At 72.4% G+C, this 25,494-nt stretch carries 19 protein-coding genes; 8 read left to right on the top strand and 11 right to left on the bottom strand.

The window, feature by feature from the left end:
- Positions 1 to 341: 341 nt before the first annotated feature.
- From glgP to ACFWI8_RS22435, 6 genes are all read right to left on the bottom strand, one after another.
- Positions 342 to 2,927: an alpha-glucan family phosphorylase gene (gene glgP, locus ACFWI8_RS22410; RefSeq protein ID WP_387094419.1), complete on the bottom strand. Its 2,586-nt coding sequence runs from the start codon at positions 2,925 to 2,927 to the stop codon at positions 342 to 344.
- A 91-nt stretch (positions 2,928 to 3,018) separates the two neighbouring features.
- Positions 3,019 to 4,116: an ABC transporter ATP-binding protein gene (locus tag ACFWI8_RS22415; protein ID WP_387094421.1), complete on the bottom strand. Its 1,098-nt coding sequence runs from the start codon at positions 4,114 to 4,116 to the stop codon at positions 3,019 to 3,021.
- Positions 4,113 to 5,132 carry an ABC transporter ATP-binding protein gene (locus tag ACFWI8_RS22420; RefSeq protein WP_387094424.1) on the bottom strand — a complete coding sequence of 340 codons (1,020 nt, stop codon included), beginning with the start codon at positions 5,130 to 5,132 and terminating at the stop codon, positions 4,113 to 4,115. Before ACFWI8_RS22420 ends, ACFWI8_RS22415 begins: the two co-directional genes overlap by 4 nt.
- Before the next feature lie 6 nt (positions 5,133 to 5,138).
- The gene (locus ACFWI8_RS22425; RefSeq protein WP_387094427.1) at positions 5,139 to 6,110 is read right to left on the bottom strand and encodes an ABC transporter permease; all 972 of its coding nucleotides are present in this window, start codon (positions 6,108 to 6,110) and stop codon (positions 5,139 to 5,141) included.
- Positions 6,110 to 7,114: an ABC transporter permease gene (locus ACFWI8_RS22430; protein WP_387094430.1), complete on the bottom strand. Its 1,005-nt coding sequence runs from the start codon at positions 7,112 to 7,114 to the stop codon at positions 6,110 to 6,112. Before ACFWI8_RS22430 ends, ACFWI8_RS22425 begins: the two co-directional genes overlap by 1 nt.
- A 114-nt stretch (positions 7,115 to 7,228) precedes the next feature.
- Positions 7,229 to 8,902: an ABC transporter substrate-binding protein gene (locus ACFWI8_RS22435; RefSeq protein ID WP_387094433.1), complete on the bottom strand. Its 1,674-nt coding sequence runs from the start codon at positions 8,900 to 8,902 to the stop codon at positions 7,229 to 7,231.
- A gap of 268 nt (positions 8,903 to 9,170) precedes the next feature.
- On the opposite strand from ACFWI8_RS22435, the gene ACFWI8_RS22440 reads away from it, so the two are divergent.
- Positions 9,171 to 10,019 (top strand): pectate lyase, encoded by an 849-nt coding sequence (locus tag ACFWI8_RS22440; protein WP_387094436.1) that lies wholly within the window; start codon positions 9,171 to 9,173, stop codon positions 10,017 to 10,019.
- Here the strand turns inward: ACFWI8_RS22440 and ACFWI8_RS22445 are convergent.
- From ACFWI8_RS22445 to ACFWI8_RS22455, 3 genes are all read right to left on the bottom strand, one after another.
- Positions 10,010 to 10,948, bottom strand: a complete 939-nt coding sequence (locus tag ACFWI8_RS22445; protein WP_387094439.1) for an ABC transporter ATP-binding protein — start codon at positions 10,946 to 10,948, stop codon at positions 10,010 to 10,012. The two genes, ACFWI8_RS22440 and ACFWI8_RS22445, sit on opposite strands and share 10 nt — an antisense overlap.
- 553 nt (positions 10,949 to 11,501) lie before the next feature.
- On the bottom strand, positions 11,502 to 12,566 hold the full coding sequence (locus ACFWI8_RS22450; RefSeq protein WP_387094442.1) for a FecCD family ABC transporter permease: 1,065 nt from the start codon (positions 12,564 to 12,566) through the stop codon (positions 11,502 to 11,504).
- The gene (locus ACFWI8_RS22455; protein ID WP_387094445.1) at positions 12,563 to 13,627 is read right to left on the bottom strand and encodes a FecCD family ABC transporter permease; all 1,065 of its coding nucleotides are present in this window, start codon (positions 13,625 to 13,627) and stop codon (positions 12,563 to 12,565) included. Before ACFWI8_RS22455 ends, ACFWI8_RS22450 begins: the two co-directional genes overlap by 4 nt.
- 130 nt (positions 13,628 to 13,757) lie before the next feature.
- On the opposite strand from ACFWI8_RS22455, the gene ACFWI8_RS22460 reads away from it, so the two are divergent.
- The 5 genes from ACFWI8_RS22460 to glgB all read left to right on the top strand — a co-directional run bounded on the left by ACFWI8_RS22460 (position 13,758) and on the right by glgB (position 22,242).
- Positions 13,758 to 14,765, top strand: a complete 1,008-nt coding sequence (locus ACFWI8_RS22460; RefSeq protein ID WP_387094448.1) for an ABC transporter substrate-binding protein — start codon at positions 13,758 to 13,760, stop codon at positions 14,763 to 14,765.
- Positions 14,766 to 14,927: 162 nt separating this feature from the next.
- Positions 14,928 to 16,973, top strand: coding sequence for an alpha-1,4-glucan--maltose-1-phosphate maltosyltransferase (locus tag ACFWI8_RS22465; RefSeq protein WP_387094451.1), 2,046 nt, complete (start codon positions 14,928 to 14,930; stop codon positions 16,971 to 16,973).
- Positions 16,960 to 18,687, top strand: coding sequence for a maltose alpha-D-glucosyltransferase (gene treS, locus ACFWI8_RS22470; protein WP_387094454.1), 1,728 nt, complete (start codon positions 16,960 to 16,962; stop codon positions 18,685 to 18,687). The genes ACFWI8_RS22465 and treS overlap by 14 nt, the downstream gene beginning before the upstream one ends.
- Positions 18,688 to 18,915: 228 nt before the next feature.
- On the top strand, positions 18,916 to 20,370 hold the full coding sequence (locus ACFWI8_RS22475) for a maltokinase (protein ID WP_387094457.1): 1,455 nt from the start codon (positions 18,916 to 18,918) through the stop codon (positions 20,368 to 20,370).
- 15 nt (positions 20,371 to 20,385) lie between these two features.
- Complete coding sequence (gene glgB / locus ACFWI8_RS22480; protein WP_387094460.1) at positions 20,386 to 22,242, top strand: 1,4-alpha-glucan branching protein GlgB; 1,857 nt, start codon at positions 20,386 to 20,388, stop codon at positions 22,240 to 22,242.
- 8 nt (positions 22,243 to 22,250) lie between these two features.
- Here the strand turns inward: glgB and ACFWI8_RS22485 are convergent, their stop codons facing one another.
- Positions 22,251 to 22,697, bottom strand: a complete 447-nt coding sequence (locus ACFWI8_RS22485; RefSeq protein ID WP_387094463.1) for a hypothetical protein — start codon at positions 22,695 to 22,697, stop codon at positions 22,251 to 22,253.
- Positions 22,698 to 22,822: 125 nt separating this feature from the next.
- On the opposite strand from ACFWI8_RS22485, the gene ACFWI8_RS22490 reads away from it, so the two are divergent.
- Together ACFWI8_RS22490 and ACFWI8_RS22495 are read left to right on the top strand one after the other, a co-directional pair.
- On the top strand, positions 22,823 to 23,662 hold the full coding sequence (locus tag ACFWI8_RS22490; protein ID WP_387094466.1) for a Scr1 family TA system antitoxin-like transcriptional regulator: 840 nt from the start codon (positions 22,823 to 22,825) through the stop codon (positions 23,660 to 23,662).
- A complete protein-coding gene (locus tag ACFWI8_RS22495; RefSeq protein ID WP_387094469.1) occupies positions 23,659 to 23,892 on the top strand; it encodes a DUF397 domain-containing protein in 234 nt (77 codons plus the stop codon). Before ACFWI8_RS22490 ends, ACFWI8_RS22495 begins: the two co-directional genes overlap by 4 nt.
- An 11-nt stretch (positions 23,893 to 23,903) precedes the next feature.
- On the opposite strand, the gene ACFWI8_RS22500 is transcribed toward ACFWI8_RS22495, so the two are convergent.
- Positions 23,904 to 25,454: an FAD-dependent monooxygenase gene (locus tag ACFWI8_RS22500; RefSeq protein ID WP_387094472.1), complete on the bottom strand. Its 1,551-nt coding sequence runs from the start codon at positions 25,452 to 25,454 to the stop codon at positions 23,904 to 23,906.
- Positions 25,455 to 25,494: the final 40 nt, after the last annotated feature.

Genomic DNA, 25,494 nt, shown 5'->3' on the forward strand with positions numbered 1-25,494 from the left:
CTGACAATCCCCGGCGGGCTCGCGACGGCTGGCATCCCGCCTGGCTGCGTTGCCGAATCGCGCGAGTACGGCCAAGTACGAGCTGCGATCCGGCGCCTTGCCAGCCGGGCGCCATCCGCCGCTCGCTGATCCACCGGGAATTATCAGACAGACCCTAGGCTCGGCGCGCTTGGCCAACGGCGGAGTTCCCCCACCCACCCGCCCTTGTGCGCGCTTCGCGCGGTAGCGGGCCGGCGTCCGCCGGGGCCGACCTCGGCGGCTGCGCCGCCGATGCCGCGCCGAGGCCACCCGCCAAGGGCGGATGGGTGGGCGCGGCTCCGCCGCCCGCCAAGCGGCAGCGTTCAGGCTTCCGCCAGGAGTGCGTTCTCGCCGTCCGGGAGGCGTGTCAGGCCCAGTTCGGGGCGGGCGGCCAGCAGCGGGTGCGCCGGGAGGACGCGGACCGTGTAGCCGAAGGGGCCGGTCCGGTGGAGGGGGAGCTCGCCGGTGTAGGTCCAGCGCCCCGAGAGGTCGGGGCCGCCCTCCGGCTTGAGGGAGACGTAGACCGGATCGGCCAGCGTGTCGTCCCCGTTGACCCGCCCGGTCACGGCCTGGACCTCGACGGCCGAGGGCTCCAGGTCGCCGAGGGCCACCCGCACCCGCAGGGACACCGTGCCGCCGAGTGTCGGCGGTTCTGCGCCCGGTTCGACGTGGTCGACGGCCACCCGCGGCCACTCCCGCCGCATGCGCGCCGCGTACGCGGCGAGTTCGCCGGCCGCCTCGGCGGTCAGCGCCCGGTGGGCGCGCGCCGCCGGCGCGTAGTAGTCGGAGATGTACTCCCGCAGCATCCGTTCGGCCGGCACCAGCGGGCCGAGCCGGTCGAGGGTGGCGCGCACCATCTCGATCCAGCGGGTCGGCACGCCTCCGCCGCCCAGGCCCCGGTCGTAGAAGCAGGGGGTGACCTGCTCGGCGAGCAGCCGGTAGAGCGCCGCGGCCTCCAGCGCGTCGCGCCGTTCCGGTTCGGTGGCGGCCAGCCCGTCGGCGGTGGGGATCTCCCAGCCGAAGTCGGGGTCGAACCACTCGTCCCACCAGCCGTCCCGCACCGAGAGGTTGAGGCCGCCGTTGAGCGCGGACTTCATGCCCGAGGTGCCGCACGCCTCGAGCGGGCGCAGCGGGTTGTTGAGCCAGACGTCGCAGCCGGCGTAGAGCGAGCGGGCCATGGCCATGCCGTAGTCGGGGAGGAAGACGATGCGATGCCGTACCTCGGGGTCGTCGGCGAACCTGACGAGTTCCTGGATGAGCCGCTTGCCGCCGTCGTCGGCGGGGTGTGCCTTGCCGGCGACCACGATCTGGACGGGGCGTTCCGGGTGCAGCAGCAGGGACCGCAGTCGGTCGCGGTCGTGCAGCATCAGGGTGAGCCGCTTGTAGGAGGGGACGCGGCGGGCGAAGCCGAGGGTGAGGACGTCGGGGTCGAGGACGCCGTCCACCCAGCCCAGTTCGGCCTGTCCCGCGCCGCGCTGCCGCCAGGCGGCGCGCAGTCTGGCGCGTACCTCGTGCACGAGCTGTTCGCGCAGGGTGCGGCGGAGTTCCCACAGCTCGGCGTCGCCGAGGTCGGCGTGGTGCGCGCGTTGCATGGCGTCGGCGGTCCAGGTGGGCGCGTGCACCCCGTTGGTGACGGAGCCGATCGGCACCTCCTCGGGGTCGAAGCCGGGCCACAGGCCGGCGAACATGGCGCGGCTGACGCTGCCGTGCAGCAGCGAGACGCCGTTCGCGCGCTGGGCGGTGCGCAGCCCGAGCACGGCCATGTTGAACTGCGGGGGGCCCGCGAGGCCGGTGTCGGTGACGTCGGTGCCGGCGATGGCCGCCGGTTCGCGGCCGAGGCCGAGGAGCGCCTGCTGGTCGATGGTGGCGAGTTCGGCTCCCTCGCCGAAGTGGCGGGCCACCAGGTCCTCGGAGAACCGGTCGATGCCGGCCGGCACGGGGGTGTGGGTGGTGAAGACGGTGCCGGCCCGCACGGCGTGCAGGGCGGCGTCGAAGTCGACGCCGTACTCGCCGAGTTCGCGGATGCGCTCGGGGCCGAGGAAGCCGGCGTGGCCCTCGTTCATGTGGAAGACCTCGGGCTCGGCGTGGCCGGTGATCCGGCAGAACGCGCGGACCGCGCGGACGCCGCCGATGCCGAGCAGCATCTCCTGGAGGAGCCGGTGTTCGCCGCCGCCGCCGTAGAGCCGGTCGGTGACGTCGCGTTCCGCTGGGCCGTTCTCGGCGAGGGTGGAGTCGAGCAGCAGCAGCGGGACGCGGCCGACCCGCACCTGCCAGATCCGGGCGGTGAGGGTGCGGCCGCCGGGCAGCGCGAGCCGCACCAGGGCCGGGCCGCCGTCCGGTTCGTGCAGCGGCGTGAGGGGCAGCTCGTGCGGGTCGACGACGGGGTAGTGCTCCTGCTGCCAGCCGTCGGGCGAGAGGCTCTGCCGGAAGTAGCCGTGCCGGTACAGGAGGCCGACGCCGATGACGGGGGCGCCGAGGTCGCTGGCGGCCTTGAGGTGGTCGCCGGCGAGGATGCCGAGGCCGCCCGAGTACTGGGGCAGGGCGGCGGTGATGCCGAACTCGGGTGAGAAGTAGGCGATGGCGCGCGGGAGTTCGCCGCCGCTCTGGGCGTCGGCCGCCTGGTACCAGCGGGGTTCCGTCAGGTAGTCGCCGAGGTCGCCGGCGGCCAGGTCGAGGCGGCGCAGGAAGCCGCGGTCGGTGGCGAGCTCGGCGAGCCGGTCGGCGTCGACGGAGCCGAGCAGTCGCACCGGGTCCTCGCCGGCGGCCTGCCAGCCGGCCGGGTCGACGGAGCGCAGCAGTTCCCTGGTGTCGGGGTGCCAGGACCAGCGCAGGTTGAACGCCAGTTCGTGCAGGGGTCGGAGGGGTTCGGGGAGGACGGGGCGTACGGAGAAGCGACGGATGGCCTTCACAGCGCACGACCGTAGCGGGACGAAGCGGACGGTCACGGTGGATCCCGGCCCAAGCGGCCGGAATCCACCCGTAAACCACCCCCGGGGACCATCAGGACGTGGTCGCCACCGGCTCCTCTCCCTCGCCGGCCTGCCCCGGGACGCCGGCCGGCACCTCCTTCAACACCGGGGGCGCGAGGTCCCTGGTCGGCTGGATGGTGCCGTCGGCGATCTCGGTCGCGTAGTGGCAGGCCACCCGGTGCCCGCCGCCCAGATCGGTCAGCGAAGGCCGCTCGGTGTCGCAGCGCTCCGGCTGCCGCCACGGGCAGCGGGTGTGGAAGCGGCAGCCGGCGGGCGGGTTGGCCGGGGACGGCAGGTCGCCGCGGAGCAGGATGCGCTCCCTGCTGTCCTCGACGTCCGGGTCGGGGACCGGCACCGCCGACATCAGCGCCCGCGTGTAGGGGTGGCGCGGCTCGGCGTAGAGCGTGTCGCTTGGTGCCTCCTCGACGAGCGAGCCCAGGTACATCACGCCGATGCGGTCCGAGATGTGCCGGACCACGGCCAGGTCGTGGGCGATGACCAGGTAGGTCAGGCCGAGCGCGTCCTGGAGCTCCTCCAGCAGGTTGAGCACCTGCGCCTGGATGGAGACGTCGAGCGCGGACACCGGCTCGTCGCAGATGATGAGGTCGGGTTCGAGCACCAGCGCCCTGGCGATGCCGATGCGCTGCCGCTGGCCGCCGGAGAACTCGTGCGGGTAGCGGGAGAGAGCCCCGGCGGGCAGGCCGACCCGGCGGAGGATCTCGACGATCTTCTCCCGGCGCTCCTCGCGGGTGGCGCCGATGCCGTGCGCCGCCATGCCCTCGGCCAGGATGGACTCGATGTTCTGCCGGGGGTTGAGGCTGCCGAGCGGGTCCTGGAAGACCATCTGCAGCCGGTGCCTGGTACGGCGCATCTCCTCGTCGGGCAGCGCGGCGAGGTCGGTGCCGTCGAAGACGACGCGCCCCGAGGTGATGTCGTTCAGCCGCAGCACGGCGCGGCCGAGCGTCGTCTTGCCGCATCCTGACTCGCCGACCAGGCCGTAGGTCTGGCCGGCCTCGATGGTGAGCGAGACGCCGTCGACGGCTTGGACGTGGCCGACGACGCGGTCGAAGAGCACGCCCCGCCGCACGGGGAAGTGCACCTTCACGTCGTCCAGTTCGAGCAGGCTCATACCGCGGCCTCCGTCGCCTCGGTCGTGGTGGTCACCGGGTTGACGCAGCGCACCTCGTGGCCGGGGTCACCGGCGTCCTGGGCGCCGCCGAGCGGGGAGAGCCCGGGGGCGCCCTGGAGGCACTCGAGCGTGTAGAAGTCGCAGCGCGGGGCGAAGGCGCAGCCGTCGGCCCAGTCGATCCGGTCGTTGATGGAGCCCCGGATGGGGTTGAGCCGGTCGCCGCGTGGCGCGTCGAGGCGCGGGATGGAGCCGAGCAGGCCGTGCGCGTACGGGTGGGCGGGGGCGGCGAACAGCGGGCGGCGCTCCGCGGCCTCCACGACCTTGCCGGCGTACAGCACGTTGACCCGATCGCACAGGCCCGCGACCACGCCCAGGTCGTGGGTGATCATCAGCAGCGCGGTGCCCTGCTGGTCGACCAGTTCCTTGAGCAGTTCCAGGATCTGCGCCTGGATGGTGACGTCGAGCGCGGTGGTCGGCTCGTCCGCGATCAGCAGCCGGGGGGCGCAGGCCACCGCCATGGCGATCAGCGCCCGCTGCCGCATGCCGCCGGACAGCTGGTGCGGGTACTCCTTGAGGCGCCGTGTCGGGTCCGGGATGCCGACCCGGTCCAGCAGGTTCGCGGCCTCCTTGCGGGCCGCGGCGCCGCGCAGCCCGCGGTGCCGCTGGAGGATCTCGGTGACCTGGACGCCGATGGGCACCACCGGGTTCAGGGAGGACAGCGGGTCCTGGAAGATCATCGCCAGCTGGCTGCCCCGCAGGTCGCGCATCGCGGCGGGCCGCAGCGACAGCAGGTCGGTGCCGTCGAAGGCGGCCCGGCCGCCGATCGTCACGCCCCGATCGGGCAGCAGGCCCATCAGGGCCAGCGAGGTGACGCTCTTGCCGCATCCTGACTCGCCGACAAGACCGACCACCTCGCCCTGATCCACGGCGAAGGAGACCCCGGCCACCGCCTGGGTGCCGGACCCGCCGCGGCCGGCGAAGGTCACCGTCAGTTCGTCCACATCAAGCAGGGACATGCCGCATCAGCTCCGCAGTCTCGGGTCGAGTGCCTCGCGCATGGCCTCGCCGAGCAGGGTGAAGCCGAGGGAGGTGATGATGATGCCGAGCGCCGGATAGACGGCCATCATCGGCTCCTGGTCGAAGAACCGCTGCGCCTGGGCGAGCATCACGCCCCACTCGGGTTGCGCGGCGTCCGGGTTGCCGAGGCCCAGGTAGGACAGGGCCGCCGCCTCGATGATGGCGGTGGCGAGCGCCAGCGTGGACTGGACGATCAGCGGGCCGAGCGAGTTGGGCAGCACGTGGGCCAGCACGATGCGCCGCCGGCGCACGCCGAGCGCGCGGGCCGCCAGCACGTAGTCGGCGTTGGCCTGGGCGAGCATCGAGCCCCGCAGCAGCCGAGCGAAGATCGGGATCTGTGCCACGCCGACGGCGATCATCACCGTGGTCAGGGACTGGCCCAGGATGGCGGCGATCGACACCGCGAGCAGCAGCGAGGGCAGCGCCAGCATCATGTCGATCAGCCGCATCAGCACGGTGTCGATCCGCTGCCCGAGCCGGCCGCCGAAGGCGAGCGCGGCTCCGGAGACGCCGCCCACGAGGGCTCCGGCGACGAAGGCGAGCACCGTGGAGACGACACCGACCAGCAGCGTCTGCCGGGTGCCCTCCAGCAGCCGGGAGAACAGGTCGCGGCCGAGGTGGTCGAGGCCGAGCCAGTTGTCGCCGCGCGGCCCGACGAACTCGCCGCGGTTGACGAAGACCTCGTCCCGCCACGTCTGGGCGGTGGGGCTGTAGGGGGCGATCCAGGGCCCGACGATCGCGAGCACGACGAAGACGGCCATGATGCCGCCGCCGATCATCGCCATCTTGCTGCGCCGCAGCCGGCGCAGCGCCTCCACCCACAGGCTGGCGCCGCTGGCCGTCTCGGTGTTGGCGGTCAGCTCGGCGAGCCGGTCGATCTTGTCGACCTTCTTGGGACTCGGGGTCGTGGTGCTCATCAGTTCACCCGCACTCTCGGGTCGATCAGGCTGTAGGCCAGGTCGACCAGCAGGTTGATGGCCACGTACAGCAGCGCGATGAAGAGGATGAAGCCCATCAGCACCGGGTAGTCGCGGGCGTCGATGGCGTCCCTGATGAAGGAGCCGATGCCGCCGAAGGCGAAGACGGACTCGGTCAGCACGGCGCCGGACAGCAGCGAGCCGGTGAGCAGGCCGACCGTGGTGACGACGGGCAGCAGCGCGTTGCGCAGCACGTGCCGGCCGCGCACGACGCGCCGGGCGATGCCCTTGGACTCGGCGGTGCGCACGTAGTCCTCGCCCAGCACCTCGAGCACGCTGGCGCGGGTGATGCGGACGATGACGGCGAGCGGGATGGAGGAGAGGGCGAGGGCCGGCAGTATCAGGTGTTCGACGGCGTCCCAGGACGCGTCCCACTCGCCGGTCAACAGCCCGTCGAGCACGTAGAAGCCGGTGACCTCGGTGGCGTTGATGCCGGTGGACTGGCGACCGAAGCTGGGCAGCCAGCCGAGGTTGACGGCGAAGACGGCGCGCAGGATGAAACCGAGGAAGAAGACCGGGATGCAGATGCCGATCAGCGACCCGGAGACGGCGCCGACGTCGAGCCAGCTGCCGCGCCTGCGGGCGGCGAAGTAGCCCAGCGGGATGCCGATGACGACGGCGATCAGCATCGCGGACAGGGCGAGTTCGACGGTGGCCGGGAAGCGCTGGGTGAACTCCTCGAGGACGGGCCGGCCGGTGCGCACCGAGGCGCCGAAGTCGAACTGGACGAGGCGTTCCATCCAGTGGGCGTACTGCACCCAGACGGGGTCGTTGAGGCCGAGCGCCTCCTCGATCTGTCGCCGGCTGGCCTCGGTGGCGCGCTCGCCGAGGAGCGCGGAGGCCGGGCCGCCCGGCAGGCGGTGCAGCCACAGAAAGAGCAGAACCGACAGGCCCAACAGCGTGGGTACCACCTGGAGGAGCCTGCGGACGATGAGACGGAGCACCGAAGGGCTCCCCCTTCCCTGACAGAGAGCCGCCCGGCCACGGGGTGCCGCGGCCGGGCGGGCTTACCTTGAGCCTTGGTCTGTGAGCCTTGGTCTGTTGGCTTGGCTACCTGGCTACTTGAAGGAGACCTCCGCGAAGTTCTCCTGCGTCAGCGGGGACACCGTCGGCGGGTTGACGTCGGGCGAGAAGGCTATGGACGGCGGCGAGCTGGAGATCGGCACGCCGGGCAGGTAGTCCATGATGTACTCGTTGGCCTCCTGGTAGAGGCCGACCCGGGTGTCGACGTCGGGCTCGGTGGACGCCTCGGCCAGCAGGTCGAAGAGCTCCTGGTTCTCGAAGCCCCACTCCCTGGAGTAGTCGGCGAACCAGGTGCCGAGGAAGTTGTAGGCGTCGTTGAAGTCGCCGGTCCAGCCCAGCAGGTAGATGCCGCAGCCGCCGTCGCGGGTGGTCTCCTGGTAGTCCGGGTTCCACTTGAGCGCGACCGGGTTGACGGTGATGCCCACGGCCTCCAGGTCGGCGCGCAGCAGCTCGTAGATGTCGGCGGGGGCCGGCATGTACGGGCGGGTGACCTCGGTCGGGTAGCAGAAGTCGACCGTCAGGTCCTCGGCCCCGGCGTCGGCGAGCAGCTGCTGCGCCAGCTCGGGGTCGTGCTCGTACGTGGTCACGTTCTCGGAGTAGCCGTCGATCGTGTCCGGCACGAACTGGGTGGCCACCACGCCGCCCTCGGGCAGCTGGGTGTTCACGATGTTCTCGCGGTCCATGGCGTGGGCGATGGCCTGCCGCACCTCGAGCTGCTCCAGGGCGGGGTTGTTCTCCTGGGTGATGCCGAGGTACAGGATGTTGAACACGCCGCGGACCGGGACCTGGAAGCCGTCCGCCTCCAGTGTCTCGACATCGGCCGGGGCCACCAGGTCGTAGCCGTGGATGTCACCGGCCTGGAGCGCCTGGCGCCGCGCGTCCTCCTCGGGGATGGTGCGGAACACCAGCTCCTCGACGCCGGCCGCCTCACCCCAGTAGTCGTCGAACCGCTCCAGGGTGATCTCGCCGTTGCTCTTGTTCCACTCGGACACCCGGAAAGGACCGGTGCCGGAGACGATCCCGGCCTCCTGGCTGTAGTTCGGGAAGGTGATGTTCTCGCCCTCGCCGCTCGGGTTGTCCTCGGCCATGGCCTCGATGGCGGTCGGGGACTGGAGGGCGAAGGACTGGAGCGAGAATCCGCCCGGGTAGTTCGCCGAGGGCTCGGCGACCTCGATGACGGCGGTGAGCTCGTCGGGGGCGGTGCAGCCCACGTAGTTGGGGGGCGGGGTCTCGTCGCTCTCGTTCTCGGCGAATCCGCCGAACACCGTCTGCCAGTAGTAGGACAGGGTGGTGTTCTGGTAGGTGCCGCTCCAGTTGTACCAGCGGTCGAAGTTCTGGCAGACGACCTCACCGGTCAGCTCGTCGCCGTCGTGGAAGGTGACCCCGTCCCGCAGCTGGAACGTCCACTCGGTGCCGGCCTCGTTGCTCTCCCAGCTCTCCGCGAGGCCGGGGACCATCTCGGTGCCGCCCGGCTCGTGTTCGATCAGGGTCTCGAAGACCTGGCGGGTGACCCGGAAGGTCTCGCCGTCGCTGCCCAGGGCGGGATCGAGGGCGGCGGGATCGCCCGCGGCGCCGAAGACGAAGGTGTCGGAGCCTCCTGACGGCCCATCGTCGTCCTCGCGCTCACTGGCGCAGCCGGCCGCTATCAGGCCGATCGCGAGAACGGCCGCGAATGCCCGTGCGGCGGCCTTGGGTCTTGCTGTGCGCATCGTCCACCTCAGTGGGTTGGCGGTGGTAAGACGTTCCGGTGGACGGCACATTACTGCTCTAGTACATACCAGGGAACCGCGCGTAGAACGGCGATACCGAGCTGAGATCTTGCCGTCAAAAGACGGACAATTCCGTTTGTTTCCGCTTCGGTTCCGGCGTTTCACGGGAATTCTTCTGTCTCGGCAACCTCAGGACCATGCGGCGGCAACACCACGGTGACAATCCCCCTCCCCCGAGGGCCCCCCACGAGAGCTATTGGAGCGTCACGTGCGATCCCCACATCGCCACATCGGTACCCGAGGCGTCCGGTCGCTGCTGTCGATCGGTCTGGCCGCGCTGCTCGCCACCACCGGTCTCACGACGCTGGCCGGCGGTGCGGGCGCCGAGGAGCCGGCCGCGTCGGCCCCCGCCGTGGAGCGGCCGCTGGCCGCCGACTTCCCCACCCCGACCGACGAGATCGTCGTCCACGAGACCATCCTGGTCGACGAGCCGTTCGACGGCGAGAACGTCCGCTACGTGCCAGGACCGGAGTTGGGCGCGGGCGACCAGAACGAGGACCAGCTGCCGGTCTTCCGCGTCGAGGACGGCGGCTCGCTGTCCAACGTCATCATCGGCTCGCCGGGCGTGGACGGCGTGCACTGCTACGACAGCTGCACGCTGACCAACGTCTGGTGGGAGAACATCGGCGAGGACGCCGCCACCTTCAGGGGCGGCGACGGCTCGCGGTTCACGGTCTCCGGCGGGGCGGCGGTGGCCGGTGACGACAAGGTGTTCCAGCACAACGGCGGCGGCACGCTGACGGTGCGGAACTTCGTGGCCGAGGACTTCGCGACCCTGGTCCGCTCGTGCGGCAACTGCTCGACGCAGTACCAGCGCGACATCGTGCTGGACGGCGTCGAGGTGACGGTGCCCGCCGACCGCCTCGTCGGCATCAACGAGAACTACGGGGACACCGCCACGCTGCGGAACGTCACGATCGTCGGGGACTCGGGCCGGGACGTCGTGCCCTGCCAGAAGTACATCGGCAACGACGACGGCGACGAGCCCGACGAGTCGGGCGCCGACGCGGACGGCACCTACTGCCGCTACGCGGCCTCGGACATCACCTACCGCTGACCGAGGCCCGCGCGACGGCCGCCCTCCGGGATCACCAGCGGGGTCCCGGCGACCGGGCAGGCGATCACCGCGGCCCGCAGGCCGAACACGTCCGCCACGAGCTCGGGCGTGACGATCTCCCCCGGCGGCCCGGCGGCCACCACGCGGCCGTCGCGCATCGCGATCAGGTGGTCGGCGTAGCGGCAGGCGAGGTTCAGCTCGTGCAGCACCATGACGACCGTCCTGCCGTCGTCCCGGTTCAGGCCCGCGACGAGTTCGAGGACGTCGACCTGGTGCGCGAGGTCGAGGTAGGTGGTCGGCTCGTCGAGCAGCAGCACGCCGGTGTCCTGGGCCAGCGCCATGGCGATCCACACGCGCTGGCGCTGGCCCCCCGACAGCTCGTCGATGGACCGATCGGCGAGCTCGGCGCTGCCGGTCGCCGCGAGGGCGGCGTCCACCACGGCCTCGTCCTCGCGCGACCACTGCCGCCACCACCGCTGGTGCGGGGTGCGGCCCCGCGCCACCAGGTCCCGCACGGTGATCCCGTCGGGTGCGGCCGGGCTCTGCGGCAACAGCGCGAGCCGCTGCGCGAGTTCGCGCGCCGGGAGGCGCGCGATGTCCGCGCCGTCCAGGTGGACGGCGCCGGCCGACGGCCTGAGCAGCCGCGCCAGCGCGCGCAGCGCGGTCGACTTCCCACAGGCGTTGGGCCCCACCAGCGCGGTGACGACCCCACCCGGGATCTCCAGGTCAAGCCCCTCGGCGACCACCCGGTCCCCGTACCCGAGCCGCAGCCGCTCACCGCCAAGCGGCGCGCCAACGGCGCCGTTGGCGCCGGGCGAGCCGACCGGCGCGGACGTGCGGTCGAGGCGGCCCGAGCCGGCCTCCCCGGCCCGCGGCCGGACCGCCGACCCGGCGGAGCCGGACCTCGCCTCACCGGCGGTCGCAGCCATGTCGGCCGAAGCTTCGGCCGAGCCGGATCCGGCAGGCGCAGGCGCCGAGCCTGGCTCGGACTCGACGGAGCCGGGCGCAGACGCCCCGCTGGGCCCGGCCACCGAGCCGGGCTCGCCGCCAGGCGAGGCGGCGGCACCCGGCGTCCGGCCGGCCGAAGGGCCGGCCACGTCGGACCCGGCTCGGCCGGCACCGGCAGGCGCCGGGCTGGACCCGCCTCCAGGCGAGCCTGCCGGACCCCGCCGGTGGTTGGGCGGCAGGCCGCCGGACCGGGCAGGAGCCGAACCGGACTCGGATTCGACGGAGCCGACAGACGCAGACGCCGAGCCGGGCCCGCCGCCAGGCGCGACCGCACTCGGCGTCAGGCCGCCAACGCCGTCGGCACCACCCGGCGCCGGTGCCGAGCCGACCCCACCGGCCGGCGGCCAGGCCGCCGGCGCGACGGGACCGGCCCCTGCCTCGCCGGCACCCGCCGCCGCCTCGGTGGCGCCGTCGGCGCCACCCGGCGGTCGGCCGTGGTCGTTGGACGCCGCTTCACCCAACGGTAGTGACACGTCAGCCTCCCCTTCCGGCCCGGTTGGCGCGGGCCAGGAGCAGTAGCAGGTAGGGGGCGCCGACGGCGCCGGTGATGATGCCGACCGGGAGTTCGATCGGGTCGAGGACGAGCCGTGCGGCCAGGTCGGCGAGGACCAGGAGCGCCGCGCCGGTGAGGCCGCTGGTGATCAGGGGGATGCCGGCCGTGCCGGCGAGGCGGCGGGCGATGTGTGGCGCGCCGAGCGCGACGAAGGCGACCGGTCCCGCCGCCGAGGTGGCGAGCGCCGCGAGGCAGGTGGCGAGCACCAGCAGCGCGATCCGGGCGCGGGCGAGCGGCATGCCGAGGCCGCGCGCGGTGTCGTCGTCGAACTGGAGCAGTTGGTAGGGCCGGATCAGCGCCAGCGTGAGCGGGACGAGGAGCAGCAGGGCGAGCCCGGCCCAGCGGACGTGTTCGTAGCCGCGGCCGTTGAGGCTGCCGGTGAGCCAGACCATGGCGCGGGCGGCCTGGTCGATGTCGGCGCGGGCCAGCATCCAGCGGGTGAGCGCGGCCAGCGCCCCGTTGACCGCGATGCCGACCAGCACGAAGCGGTAGCCGGTGACGGTGCCGCCCCGGTAGGCGAGCAGGTAGATGAGCGTGGCGGCGGCCAGCGCGCCGGCCAGGGCGCCGAAGGGGACGGCGCCGAAGCTGGCGGCGCCGGCGGCCGTGACGCCGCCGAACATGATGGCGGCGACGGCGCCCGCGCCGGCGCCCGCCGAGACGCCGATCAGGTCGGGGCTGGCCAGCGGGTTGCGGGTGACGGCCTGGTAGACCGCGCCGGCCAGGCCGAAGGCGGCTCCGGCGAGCACCGCGGTCAACGCGCGCGGCAGCCGCAGGTCGTGGACGATCAGCCGGGCGTCGGCGGGACCGCCGCCGAAGAGCGCGCCGAGCACGTCGCCGACCGGGAGGGCGAAGGTGCCGAAGGAGACGGAGGCGACAAGGCCGACGAAGCCGGTGGCCGCCAGCAGGCCGACGGTGAGCGCCACCCGCGCCCGCAGGCGGGCGCCGAAGGGGCCGATGGTCAGGCGCAGTTCGCGCGGGGTGCTCATCGGGTGTGCTCCCGCAGCTTGCCGCGCTTGACCAGCAGCGCGAGGAAGGGGGCGCCGACGAGCGCGGTGACCACGCCGGCCTCCAGTTCGGCGGGCCGCGCGACGACGCGGCCGATGACGTCGGCGCCGAGCAGCAGCACCGCGCCGCCGAGCGCGGAGCACGGCACCAGCCAGCGGGCGTCGGGCCCGGTGAAGGCGCGCACGACGTGCGGCACGACGAGACCGACGAAGGTGACCGGTCCGCAGGCGGCCACGGCGGCGCCGGTGAGCACGATGACGGCGACGGCGCCCAGCGCCCGCGTGGTCCTGACGCGGGTGCCGAGCGTGGTGGCCAGGTCGTCGCCGAGGGCCAGGGCGTTGAGCCGGCCGCTGAGCGCGACGGCGAGCCCCAGGCCGACGAGCACGAACGCGGCGAGCTGCGGGGCGAGGTCGGGGTCGCGACCGGCCAACGAGCCGACGGCCCAGGCGCGGTACTGGTCGAGGGTACGGACGTCGAGCAGCACCAGCGCGTTGGTGAAGGCGTCGAGCAGCACGGTGACCGCCGCGCCGGCCAGCGCCAGTTTGGCGGGGGTGGCGCCGCCGTAGCCGGTGCCGCCGATGGTGTAGGCGAGGACGCCGGCCAGGGCGCCGCCCAGGAAGGCGAACCAGATGTACTGGTAGGAGTGGGTGAGGCCGAGCAGCCCGATGCCGGCGGCGACGGCGAACGAGGCGCCCGCGCTGACCCCGATGAGCCCGGGGTCGCCGAGCGGGTTGCGGGTGATGTCCTGGGCGACGGCGCCCGCCGCGCCCAGCGCCAGCCCGGCGAGCAGCCCGAGCAGGGTGCGCGGCACGCGGAGTTCGGCGACCACCACCGCGTCGCCCTCCTCGCTGCCGGTGAGGGCGGCCAACACGTCAGAGAGCGGTACCGACTTGGTGCCGATGGCCAGGGAGGCGCAGCAGACGACGAGGAGCGCGAGGAACAGGACCGGGAGCGCCAGCGCGCGCCGGGCGCGCGGCGGCGCCGGCGGGGAGGAGGGTGGCGGCTTCGCGGCCACGGGGACGGGTGCGGGCTTCAGGTGCACCAGGACACGGTAAGGGAAACCTAACTTGACCCGCCCCTCACCCCCATATGGTGCGGGACTCGGACCAAGGGGTATTCTCACACGGATTTTGTGAAGGTTAGGCTTGCCTAAGTACTCGCTGGAGAGATCCTTGATCAGCACCCTCAACCGGGGAGGCCGCCTGCGCGGCCGACTCGCGGCCCTGTTGCTGCCGTTGGCCCTGACCGGCACCCTGACCGCCTGCGGCGGGTCCGAGGACGACGGGACGGCGGACGACCCCGCGGCCCCGGCGGGCGCCTCGGACGCCGCCTACCCCCGCACCATCACCCACGACAAGGGCGAGACGGTCCTGGAGGCCAGGCCCGAGCGGATCGTCGCACTGGACAACAGCCTGGTCGAGGCCGTGGTCGCGCTCGACGGCAACCTGGTCGGCGGCATCTCCTCCTACCGCGACCTCGGCGGGTTCCCCGAGTACCTGGGCGACGCGGTGGCCGAGACGGAGGAGGTCGGCCCGCTGGAGAGCCCGAACCTGGAGCTGATCGCCAGCCTCCAGCCGGACCTGATCGTCTCCGCGACCGTCCGCCACGACGACCTCTACGACCAGCTCTCCGCGATCGCGCCGACCGTCTTCGTGGCGACCACGGGCCCGTCCTGGAAGGAGAACATCGAGCTGCTCGCCGAGGCGCTGGCCGAGGAGGACAGCGCGGCCGAGCAGATCGCCGCCTACGAGACCCGGGCGGCCGCGATCGGCGAGGCCGTCAACGAGGAGCTCGGCGACCCGACCGTCTCCGTCGTCCGCTTCCTCGACGGCCCGACCCGCATCTACCTGCCCGCGACCTTCAGCGGCATCATCCTCGCCGACATGGGTCTCGCGCGACCCGAGAACCAGCGCGACCCCGAGGAGTTCAACATCGAGATCAGCGAGGAGCAGATCGAACAGGCCGACGCCGACGTCCTCTTCTACACCTCCTACTCGGGCGGCGAGGAGCGGCGGGAGAGATTCCTCGCCAATCCCCTCTGGGAGCGCCTTACCGCCGTGCAGAACGGGCACGCGTACGAGGTCCGGGACGAGATCTGGATGACCTCCGTGTCCCTGCAGGGCGCCAACCAGGTGCTCGACGACATGGCGGAGATCTTCGGCGTGGACGGCGCGCGGTAACCCGCGCGCGCCAGGCGGCGAGGGGGCCCGGACCGACCTCGGTCCGGGCCCTCTCGCGTGGACACGCCACCGCCCGAAGGGGTCCACTCGCCGATCCGGAAGGACGAAACCGATACAAAGGACAAAGGCCACAATCCCCAAGCGTCTTCAGGTGATACTCAGATGATCGGTCGCATCCCCGTCCTCGACGTCCAGCCCCGCATCGACTGCGGCAGACGCCCCGTCAAGGCAGTGCCGGGCGAGACGTTCCAGGTGACCGCCACCGTCTTCCGGGAGGGCTCGGAAGCGGTCGGCGCCAACGTGGTGCTCCGCGACCCCAACGGCCGCGGCGGGCCCTGGATTCCGATGCGTGAGCTCGCCCCCGGCACCGACCGCTGGGGCGCCGACGTCACCCCCAACAGCGAGGGCCGCTGGACCTACGCGGTGGAGGCGTGGGGCGACCCCGTCACCACCTGGCGCGAGCAGGCCCTGATCAAGATCCCGGCCGGCACCGACACCGAGCTCACCTTCGCCGAGGGCGCGGCGCTGCTGCGCCAGGCCGCCGCCCAGGTCCCGCGGGCCGCGGGCCGGGACGCCGTACTGGCCGCCGCCGCGGCGCTGGGCGACGCCGGCCGCCCGGACGCCGACCGGCTCGCCGCCGCGTGCGCGCCCGAGGTGGTCGAGGCCCTCACCCGCCACCCGCTGCGCGAACTCGTCACCAGCTCACGCCCGATGCCCCTGGTCGTGGAGCGCGAGCGCGCGCTGTTCGGCTCCTGGTACGAGATGTTCCCGCGCTCCGAGGGCGCCGTGGTGCGCCGGGGCTCGCCGCCCGTCTCCGGCACGCTGCGCACGGCGGCCGAGCGGCTGCCCGCGATCGCGCGGATGGGCTTCGACGTGGTCTACCTGCCGCCGGTGCACCCGATCGGCACCTCCTTCCGCAAGGGCCCCGGCGGCTCCCTCGAAGCCGGGCCGGACGACGTCGGCTCGCCCTGGGCCATCGGCTCGCCGGCCGGCGGCCACGACTCCGTCCACCCGGACCTCGGCACCATCGAGGACTTCGACCACTTCGTCGCCTCGGCCGTCGGCCTCGGCCTCGAGGTGGCGCTGGACTTCGCCCTCCAGTGCAGCCCCGACCACCCGTGGCTCAAGGAGCGCCCCGAGTGGTTCCGCAGACGCGCCGACGGCACCATCGCGCACGCCGAGAACCCGCCGAAGAAGTACCAGGACATCGTGCCGATCTCGTTCGACCAGGACTTCCGCGGCCTGGTCAACGAGACGCTGCGTCTTTTGCGGTTCTGGATGGCGCGCGGGGTGCGGATCTTCCGGGTCGACAACCCGCACACCAAGCCCGTGGTGTTCTGGGAGAAGGTGATCGCCGAGATCAACCGCACCGACCCGGACGTCATCTTCCTCGCCGAGGCCTTCACCAGGCCCGCGATGATGCACACCCTGGCCCAGATCGGCTTCCAGCAGTCGTACACCTACTTCACCTGGCGCAACACCAAGCAGGAGCTCACCGAGTACCTCACCGAGCTCAGCGGCCCCGCGAGCGCCTACATGCGCCCCAACTTCTTCGTCAACACACCGGACATCCTGCACGCCTACCTCCAGCGCGGCGGGCGCGCGGCCTTCGAGACGCGCGCCGTCCTCGCCGCCACGCTCTCCCCGAGCTGGGGCATGTATGCCGGCTACGAGCTGTGCGAGGCGGCCCCGGCCGAGCCGGGCAGCGAGGAGTACGCGGAGTCCGAGAAGTACCAGCTCCGCCCCAGGGACTGGGACAAGGCGGACGCGGAGGGGCGCTCCCTGACCCCCCTCATCACCACGCTCAACACCCTGCGCCGCCGCCACCCGGCGCTGCGCCGCCTGCGCGACCTGCACTTCCACCGAACCAACAACGAGCACATCCTGGCCTACTCCAAGCGCACCCGGACACCGCACGCCGACTGCGTGCTGATCGTGGTCAACCTCGATCCGCACCACACCCACGAAGCGACGATCTCGTTGGACTTGGCGCAACTCGAAGGGGCCGGTCTCACGCCCGCGCAGGCGGGTGGCGCCGAACCCTTCCCGGTGTGCGACGAGCTCACCGGTGCGACCTACTACTGGGGCAGGGACAACTATGTGCGGCTTGAGCCGGGCCGTGCGGATGCGTACGCCTCGTCCGCCCACATCATGGCCCTGCGACCGTCCTCACAGACCGGAGGGTCACCCAACCATGAGCGTCAATGAGCCGGTCCTCGACACCTTCGAGGACACGCCAGCCCGCGAGCGGGACCCCGAGTGGTTCAAGCGTGCGGTCTTCTACGAGGTCCTGGTCCGTTCCTTCCAGGACAGCAACGGTGACGGGGTCGGCGATCTGAAGGGGATCACGGCCAGACTCGACTACCTCCAGTGGCTCGGCGTCGACTGCCTGTGGCTGCCGCCGTTCTTCAAGTCGCCGCTGCGCGACGGCGGCTACGACGTCTCGGACTACAACGACGTCCTGCCGGAGTTCGGCGATCTGGCCGACTTCGTCGAGTTCGTGGACGCCGCCCACCAGCGCGGCATGCGGGTCATCATCGACTTCGTCATGAACCACACCAGCGACCAGCACCGCTGGTTCCAGGAGTCGCGGCGGGACCCGGAGGGCCCCTACGGCGACTACTACATGTGGGCCGACGACGACAAGCAGTACGGGGACGCCCGCATCATCTTCGTCGACACCGAGACCTCCAACTGGGCCTTCGACCCGGTCCGCAAGCAGTACTACTTCCACCGCTTCTTCTCCCACCAGCCGGACCTCAACTACGAGAACCCGGCCGTGCAGGAGGAGATCCTCTCCGCCCTCCGCTTCTGGCTCGACCTCGGCATCGACGGCTTCCGCCTCGACGCCGTGCCCTACCTGTTCGCGCAGGAGGGCACCAACTGCGAAAACCTTCCTGCCACCCACGCCTTCCTGCGCCGGGTGCGCGAGGAGATCGACACCCACTACCCCGACACCGTGCTGCTGGCCGAGGCCAACCAGTGGCCGGAGGACGTCGTCGACTACTTCGGCGACTACGACAAGGGCGGCGACGAATGCCACATGGCGTTCCACTTCCCGGTGATGCCGCGCATCTTCATGGCGGTGCGTCGCGAGTCCCGCTACCCGGTCTCCGAGATCCTGGCCAAGACCCCGCAGATCCCCGCCCACTGTCAGTGGGGGATCTTCCTGCGCAACCACGACGAGCTGACCCTGGAGATGGTCACCGACGAGGAGCGCGACTACATGTACTCGGAGTACGCCAAGGACCCGAGGATGCGCGCCAACATCGGCATCCGCCGCCGGCTCGCCCCGCTGCTGGACAACGACCGCAACCAGATCGAGCTGTTCACGGCGCTGCTGCTGTCGCTGCCAGGATCGCCGATCCTCTACTACGGGGACGAGATCGGCATGGGCGACAACATCTGGCTCGGCGACCGGGACGCGGTGCGCACCCCGATGCAGTGGACGCCTGACCGCAACGCGGGGTTCTCCTCCTGCGATCCGGGCCGGCTGTCCCTGCCGACCATCATGGACCCGATCTACGGCTACCAGGTCACCAACGTCGAGGCGTCGATGTCCTCGCCCGCCTCGCTGTTGCACTGGACCCGCCGGATGATCGAGATCCGCAAGCAGAACCCGGCGTTCGGGCTCGGCTCCTACTGCGAGCTGCCCTCCTCCAACCCCGCCGTGCTGGCGTTCCTGCGCGAGCACGGGGACGACCTGGTGATGTGCGTCAACAACTTCTCCCGCTTCTCCCAGCCCACCGAGCTCGACCTGCGTTCCTGGGTCGGCCGCGTCCCGGTGGAGCTGATCGGCGGCGTCCGGTTCCCGCCCGTCGGCGAACTGCCGTACCTGCTCACGCTGGCCGGGCACGGCTTCTACTGGTTCCGGCTGCGCAAGCCGGAACCCGGCCGCCGGGATTCGGCGCCCCAGTCCTGACCGACCCAACACACCGCGGGCCGCGGCCACCTCCGGCGGCGGCCCTCGGCCCTGCCATGGCGCCCCGGCCCCGAGTTTTCAGGAATGCCCAGGTTCCGCGCCGCCATCCGGGCGGTTCCACGCTCACCCGCACGGCCGTTCCTGCACGACACGTCCCGCACCGCCGGACAACCCGGCCCATCATCCGGGACACTTCGGGGCATATTTCTCACCCGGGGAAAGGACGCCATGACGGAGAGCTCCTCGCCCCGGACGGTGCACGCGCGCCTCCCCCAGTTGTCAGTGCCGCACGGCAGCGCCCTGTTGCGCTCCCTGACGGGCCCGCTCGCGCGCTGGCTGCCCAAGCAACGCTGGTTCGCCGGCAAGGGTCGACCGCTCAGCTCCCTCACCCTGGTCTCCGCCACCGAGTTGCTGCCCTGCTCCGGCGCCGGCTCGGGCCCCGGGCTGCTGCACCTGCTGGTCCGCGCCCGCCACGGCGGCGCCCGCGACACCACCCCGGACGACTGCTACCAACTGCTGCTCGGCGTCCGCCCGGTGCTGCCGCCCACCCTCTCCCCCGCCCTCGTCGGCCGCCCCACCGAGGGCCCGCTGCGCGGCCAGGTCGTCTACGAGGCGCTGCACGACACCCGGCTCGCCGCCCTGATGCTGGAGCGGCTGCGCGCCCCGGGGCGGCACGGCACCCTCAGCTTCGGCCGGGCCCCGGGCACCGCGATCCCCGCCGGCCCCACTGCCCGGCTGCTCACCGGCGAGCAGACCAACTCCTCGGTGGTCTACGGCGAGGCGCACATCCTCAAGCTGTTCCGCCGGGTCAGCCCCGGCGTCAACCCCGACCTCGAACTGCCGCTGGCGCTGGCCGAGGCCGGGTGTGCCAGGGTGCCGGCGCCCGCCGCCTGGTTCGAGGCGTCCTTCCCCGGCGCCGCCCTCCTCGGCCAGGCGACCGAGCCGCTGACCCTCGGCGTGCTCGTCCCCTACCTCGCCGGCTCGGCCGACGGCTGGCAGCTGGCCCTCGCCTCGCTCACCCGGCGCACCGACTTCACCGGCGCCGCGCGCGCCCTCGGCCGGGCCACCGCCGAGGTGCACACCGCGCTGGCCGCCGCGCTGCCCACCGGGACGCTGGGCCGCCCGGAGCTGGAGGAGGCCGCGGCCGGCATGACCGAGCGGCTGGCCGAGGCGGCCGCCGCGGTGCCGGCGCTCCGCCCCTACCAGGCCGGTCTGCGCCGCACGTACCGGGCGCTGGCCGAGTACGCGGAGCGCGGCGGCGAGTGCCGGGTGCAGCGGCTCCACGGCGACCTGCACCTGGGTCAGGTGCTGCGCACCGCCGACGGCGGCTGGTCGCTGATCGACTTCGAGGGCGAGCCGGCCCGCCCGCTCACCGACCGCCGCCGACCAGGACCCCCGGTGCGCGACGTCGCCGGCATGCTGCGGTCGTTCGACTACGCGGCCTGCCAGCACGGCACCGGCGGCTCCTGGGCCGAGTCCTGGTCGCGCGCCAACCGGGCCGCCTACTGCCGCGGTTACGCGGACACCTCGGGGATCGACCCGATGGACCAGCTGGAGCTGGTGCGCGCCTACGAGACGGAGAAGGCCGTCTACGAGGTGCTGTACGAGGCCAGGCACCGCCCGCACTGGCTGCATGTCCCGATGACCGCCATCCGCCGCCTCGCGGCCAGCACACCCGACTGACCAGGAGAATCCGCCGTGCCCCTCACCCCGTCGGACCTCCGGCTGATCGCCCTGGGCCGCCACCCGCGTCTGTGGGACGTCCTGGGCGCCCATCCGACGCGCCACCGGGGCGTACGCGGCAGCCATGTGGCGCTCTGGGCCCCTGGCGCCCGCTCGGTCGGCCTCGCCACCGAGCGCGCGGGGTGGGACGGCGCCGGCTGCCCGCTGCGCCCGCTGGGGGACTCCGGCGTCTGGGAGGGGTTCGCGCCGGGGCTCGACGCCGGGGCACGCTACCGGTTCGACATCGTGGGCGCGGACGGCACCCGTTCGCTGCGTGCCGACCCGATGGCCCGCCGCACCGAGCGGCCGCCGGGCACCGCGTCCGTCGTGCACGCCTCCCGCCACCGCTGGCGGGACGCGGCCTGGCTGGCGGCCCGCCGCCACCGCGACCAGCTCCGCGCCCCGGTCGCGGTCTACGAACTCCACGCCGGGTCCTGGCGCCCGGGCCTTGGCTACCGCGAGCTGGCCACCGAACTACCGCCCTATCTGACCGAGTTGGGCTTCACGCACGTCGAGCTGATGCCGGTAGCCGAGCACCCGTACGGGGGTTCGTGGGGGTACCAGGTCACCGGCTACTACGCCCCCACCTCCCGCCTCGGCACCCCGGACGACCTCAAGTACCTGATCGACGCCCTGCACCGGGCCGACATCGGCGTGATCATGGACTGGGTCCCCGCCCACTTCCCGAAGGACGACTGGGCGCTCGCCCGCCTCGACGGCACCCCCTGCTACGAGCATCCTGACCCGCGCCGCGCAGAGCACCCCGACTGGGGCACCCTGGAGTTCGACTACGGCCGCCCCGAGGTGCGCAACTTCCTGATCTCCAACGCCGTCTACTGGTGCGAGGAGTACCACCTGGACGGCCTGCGGGTGGACGCCGTCGCCTCGATGCTCTACCTGGACTACTCGCGCGGCGAGGGCCAGTGGAGCCCCAACGCCGAGGGCGGCCGGGAGAACCTGGAGGCGGTCTCCTTCCTCCGCGAGCTCAACGCCACCGTGCACGCCCGCTGCCCCGGCTTGCTCACCATCGCCGAGGAGTCCACCGCCTGGGACGGCGTCACCCGGCCGGTGGCCGCCGGCGGCCTCGGCTTCGACCTCAAGTGGAACATGGGCTGGATGCACGACTCGCTGCGCTACCTGTCGCACGACCCGGTCCACCGCCGGTTCCACCACGACGAGATCACGTTCTCCCTGAGTTACGCCTGGTCGGAGAGGTACGTGCTGCCCGTCTCGCACGACGAGGTCGTCCACGGCAAGCGCCCGCTGGTCGCCAAGATGCCGGGCGACTGGTGGCGACGCCGGGCCACCCACCGCGCCTACCTCGCCTTCATGTGGGCCCATCCCGGCAAGCAACTCCTCTTCATGGGGCAGGAGTTCGCCCAGGGCACCGAGTGGTCGGACGTCGCGGGCCCGCAGTGGTGGGTGCTCGACGACGACTGGCCGGCCGCCGAGGACCACCGCGGCGTCCAGCGGCTGGTCGCCGACCTCAACCACACCTACCGTGCCACGCCCGCCCTCTGGGAGCTCGACCACGACCCCGCCGGCTTCGCGTGGCTGGCCGCCGACCGGGCCGACGACAACGTCGTGGCCTTCCTCCGCCTCCCGAAGGCCGGCCCACCGCTGCTCGCGATCAGCAACTTCTGCCCCGTCGTCCGCGAGGACTACCCGGTCCCCGCGCCGCCGGCGATCCCGGCCTGGACCGAGCTCCTCACCACCGACGCGGAACGCTACGGCGGCAGCGGCCTCGTCAACTCCGAGCCGATCAAGCACCACGACGACGGCATCCGCCTGACCCTGCCGCCGCTCGCCACGGTGTGGCTACGGCCGGCCTGACCCCGGCGCTACTCGGATGCCGCCCACACCGCCCGCACCACCGCGTGCAGCAGCGACACGTTCACCAGACGTCCGTCAGGCGTCGGGCGGGAGTGCCAGGTCAGCGGCCACGTGGAGCCGCGCAACGCCGGGACGCCGATGAAGTAGCGGCGGCGCTCGCACGCCACCGGACCGGTGAGCCGGGCGACGCCCGGCGGCCAGGCGCGATGCCCGGTACTGCCGACCGGCACCAGGAAGTACGTGGCCCGCTTCCCGCCGTAGGCCAGGATCACCGGCCCCGGGCCGCCCGTGGTGATGGACGCCAACTGGTCGGCGACCACCCTCCCCCGGGGCCCGTCGATCCGGATCGCGTCGAAGTGCACCCCGGCCAGCCGCAACCCGGTCCACCGGTCCGGCAGCCAGGGCAGCTCGAAGTCATCGTCGTCTTCCGCGACGACATCGCTTTGTGCGTTCACGGCACCACTGTCAGTGCTGAAACGTAGTGTGTGTAGGAGGTCACTCTCGATGACCGTGGGACTGGCGAGGCTGGTCGAACGGACGTTGAGCGTGTTGCACGACATCGAGCGAAGGGGAGTTGCACATGTCGGCCTGGGTGAACGAGTACGGGGACCCCTCACCGACCTACCAGTTCGTCGCACACCTGGTGCGCACGCTGCGGGAGGGGAACGGCTGGACGCAGGAGGATCTGGGGACGCAGTCCGGCTATACGGGCTCGGCGATCAGCGCGCTTGAGCGCTGCGCCCAGCCGCCGAGCGAGATGAAGCTCGCCAAGCTGGACGAGGCGCTGTTCGGCGGCAAGAAGGTGCTCCGGGAGGCCCAGGAGTACCTGCGGATGGACCGCTATCCGCGCTACTTCAAGAACTACGCGAAGCTGGAGATGGCGGCGCTGAGCATCTGCTCCTACGAGACCCTGGTGATCGACGGCCTGTTCCAGACCGAGGAGTACGCCCGCGCACTCATCGAGTGTGGCTATCCGCCCCGCGACCCGGAGGAGGTGGAGAGCCTGGTGCGCGGCCGGATGGACCGTCGCACGCTCTTCGACCGCAAGCCCATGCCCATGCTGGAGCTGGTCCTGGAGGAGTCCACCCTCCGCCGCCAGATCGGCACCCCGGAGGTCATGGTCAACCAGCTCCGCTATCTGCTCGAACAGGCTCAACGCGTCAATGTCACGCTCCAAGTCCTGCCCCTGCGGCGCGGCGCGACCGGCCAGCACGCCGGTCTGCGCGGCCCCATGAAGGTCCTGGAGACGAACGAGCACCAGACCGTGGTCTACCTCGAAACCGAGGGCGAGAGCCTGCTCATCTCCGAGCCGGCCAAGGTGACTCAGCTCGCCCAGCGGTATGCGAAGATCCGAGCACAGGCCCTGAGCCAGGACGAATCCCTGGCGTTCATCGAGCAGTTGGCAGAGGAGTGGGCATGAGCGACACCCTGCGCTGGTTCAAGTCCAGCTACAGCGACGACGGCGGCGGTGCCTGCGTCGAAGTCGCCCACGACTGGCACCGGTCCAGCCACAGCGACTCCGGCGGCGGAGACTGCGTCGAGGTGGCGGCCGGGCCCATAGTCCACGTCCGGGACTCCAAGCAGCCGGCCGCCCCGCACCTCGACGTCCCGCGCGGCGCCTGGTCGGCGTTCGTGACCACCGTCCGCTGACCACCCGGCGGTTACGGCGCGCCGTGCCAGCGGTGGGCCGCCGCGCGGAGCGATTCCCGTTCGGCGGGGCCTGGGTCCGGTGAGGCCGTCGCCCAGGCCACATGGCAGTCCGGGCGGAGCAGCAGGGCCGTGACCTCCGGGGTTGGCGTCCCTGGCCGCGCGGTGACGATGTCCAGCTGGTCCTTGCGATCCTCCAACGCCCGGGCGGCCGAGCCGCCTTCCGTCAGGTCGAGCAGCAACGGACGTGCGGCGCGGGTGAGTTCCGCGAGGCGGACCGTGCCGCTTGCCGTCTCGATCGCCAGCTCGGGCGCGAACCAGCCGACCGCCGGGTGAGGATCGGCGCCCCCCATGTCGTACCGCACGTCGGCGCCGGCGATGAGGGCGGCCAGGTGCTGGACGACGTCCCACTGGCCCAGCAGCTCGGCGAACAGCTGCCGCAGCGCCGTGATGTCGCCGCCGGGGGCGGACAGCGAGGACTGCGCCTGCGCGTTCATGACCATGCGGTCGGCGGCCTTCCGGCGCTCGGTCTGGTAGGTGTCGAGCAGCCCGGCCGGGGCGCCGCCGCGCAGCTCGGCGGCAAGCTTCCAACCGAGGTTGACCGCGTCCTGCAGGCCGAGGTTGAGCCCCGGACCGCCGCCTTCGGCGTAGACATGGGCGGCGTCGCCGATGAGGAACACGTGGCCGTCCCTGAAGCGTTCGGCGACCCGGGTGTTGCCGCCGGTCAGCCGGCGCAGCACGGGGTGCTCCTCGCCGACGGGCGGGCCGAGCGGCAGGTCGGCGCCGAGCACCCGGCGGGCGGAGGCCCGGAGTTCGTCGAGGCTCATGGGCTCCTCGGTCTCCGGCTGGTCCCACTCGGTGGTGCTGATCAGCGGCGGGTGCCCGGGGAACGGCGCGTAGGCGAAGCCGCCGTGCTCGGTGCGCAGCGGCAGGAAGGGCCGGATGGTGCCGTGGCCCGGCACGGTCAGGGCGCCCGTGGCGGGGTCCACCCACTCCGCCGGGACCGTGGCGTGTGCCGTGCGGTTGGTCCTGCGGTCGTAGCTGACGCCGGGGAAGCCGATGCCTGACAGCTTGCGGGTGACGCTGTGCGCGCCGTCGGCGCCGACGAGGTAGCGCGCCCGTAGCCGGTACTCACCGTCCGGCCCTGCCACGTCGGTGGTGACGTCGTCCTCGCCCTGGGCCAGGCCGACGAGCTGGTGTCCGCGCCGGATCTCGACGCCGAGTTCGGCGGCGCGTGCTTCGAGCACCCGCACGATCTCCCGCTGCGGCACGGGCAGCCCGTAGATCGGGCTGGCGGGCAGCAGGCCCAGGTTGAGGCCCATCGCGGCGAACATGAAGTAGCTGGTGTTGGGTTGGGGCGGGTTCGGGCCGCCGCCGAGCCGCTCGTGCAGCCCTCGGTGGTCGACGAGCCGCACCACCTGTCCGAGCAGGCCGTTGGCCTTCGGTTCCTCGCTGGGCTCCGGCAGGCGTTCGAGCACCACGGGGTGGATGCCGGCCAGGCTGAGTTCGCAGGCGAGCATCAGCCCGTTGGGGCCACCGCCGGCTATGACGACATCGGCGATCACGTGTTACGCACCTCTCTGAGGGATGTGCCCGATTCAAAAA

It is taken from the genome of Streptomyces sp. NPDC127098 (assembly GCF_042722465.1).
GTDB lineage: Bacteria > Actinomycetota > Actinomycetes > Streptomycetales > Streptomycetaceae > Streptomyces > Streptomyces millisiae.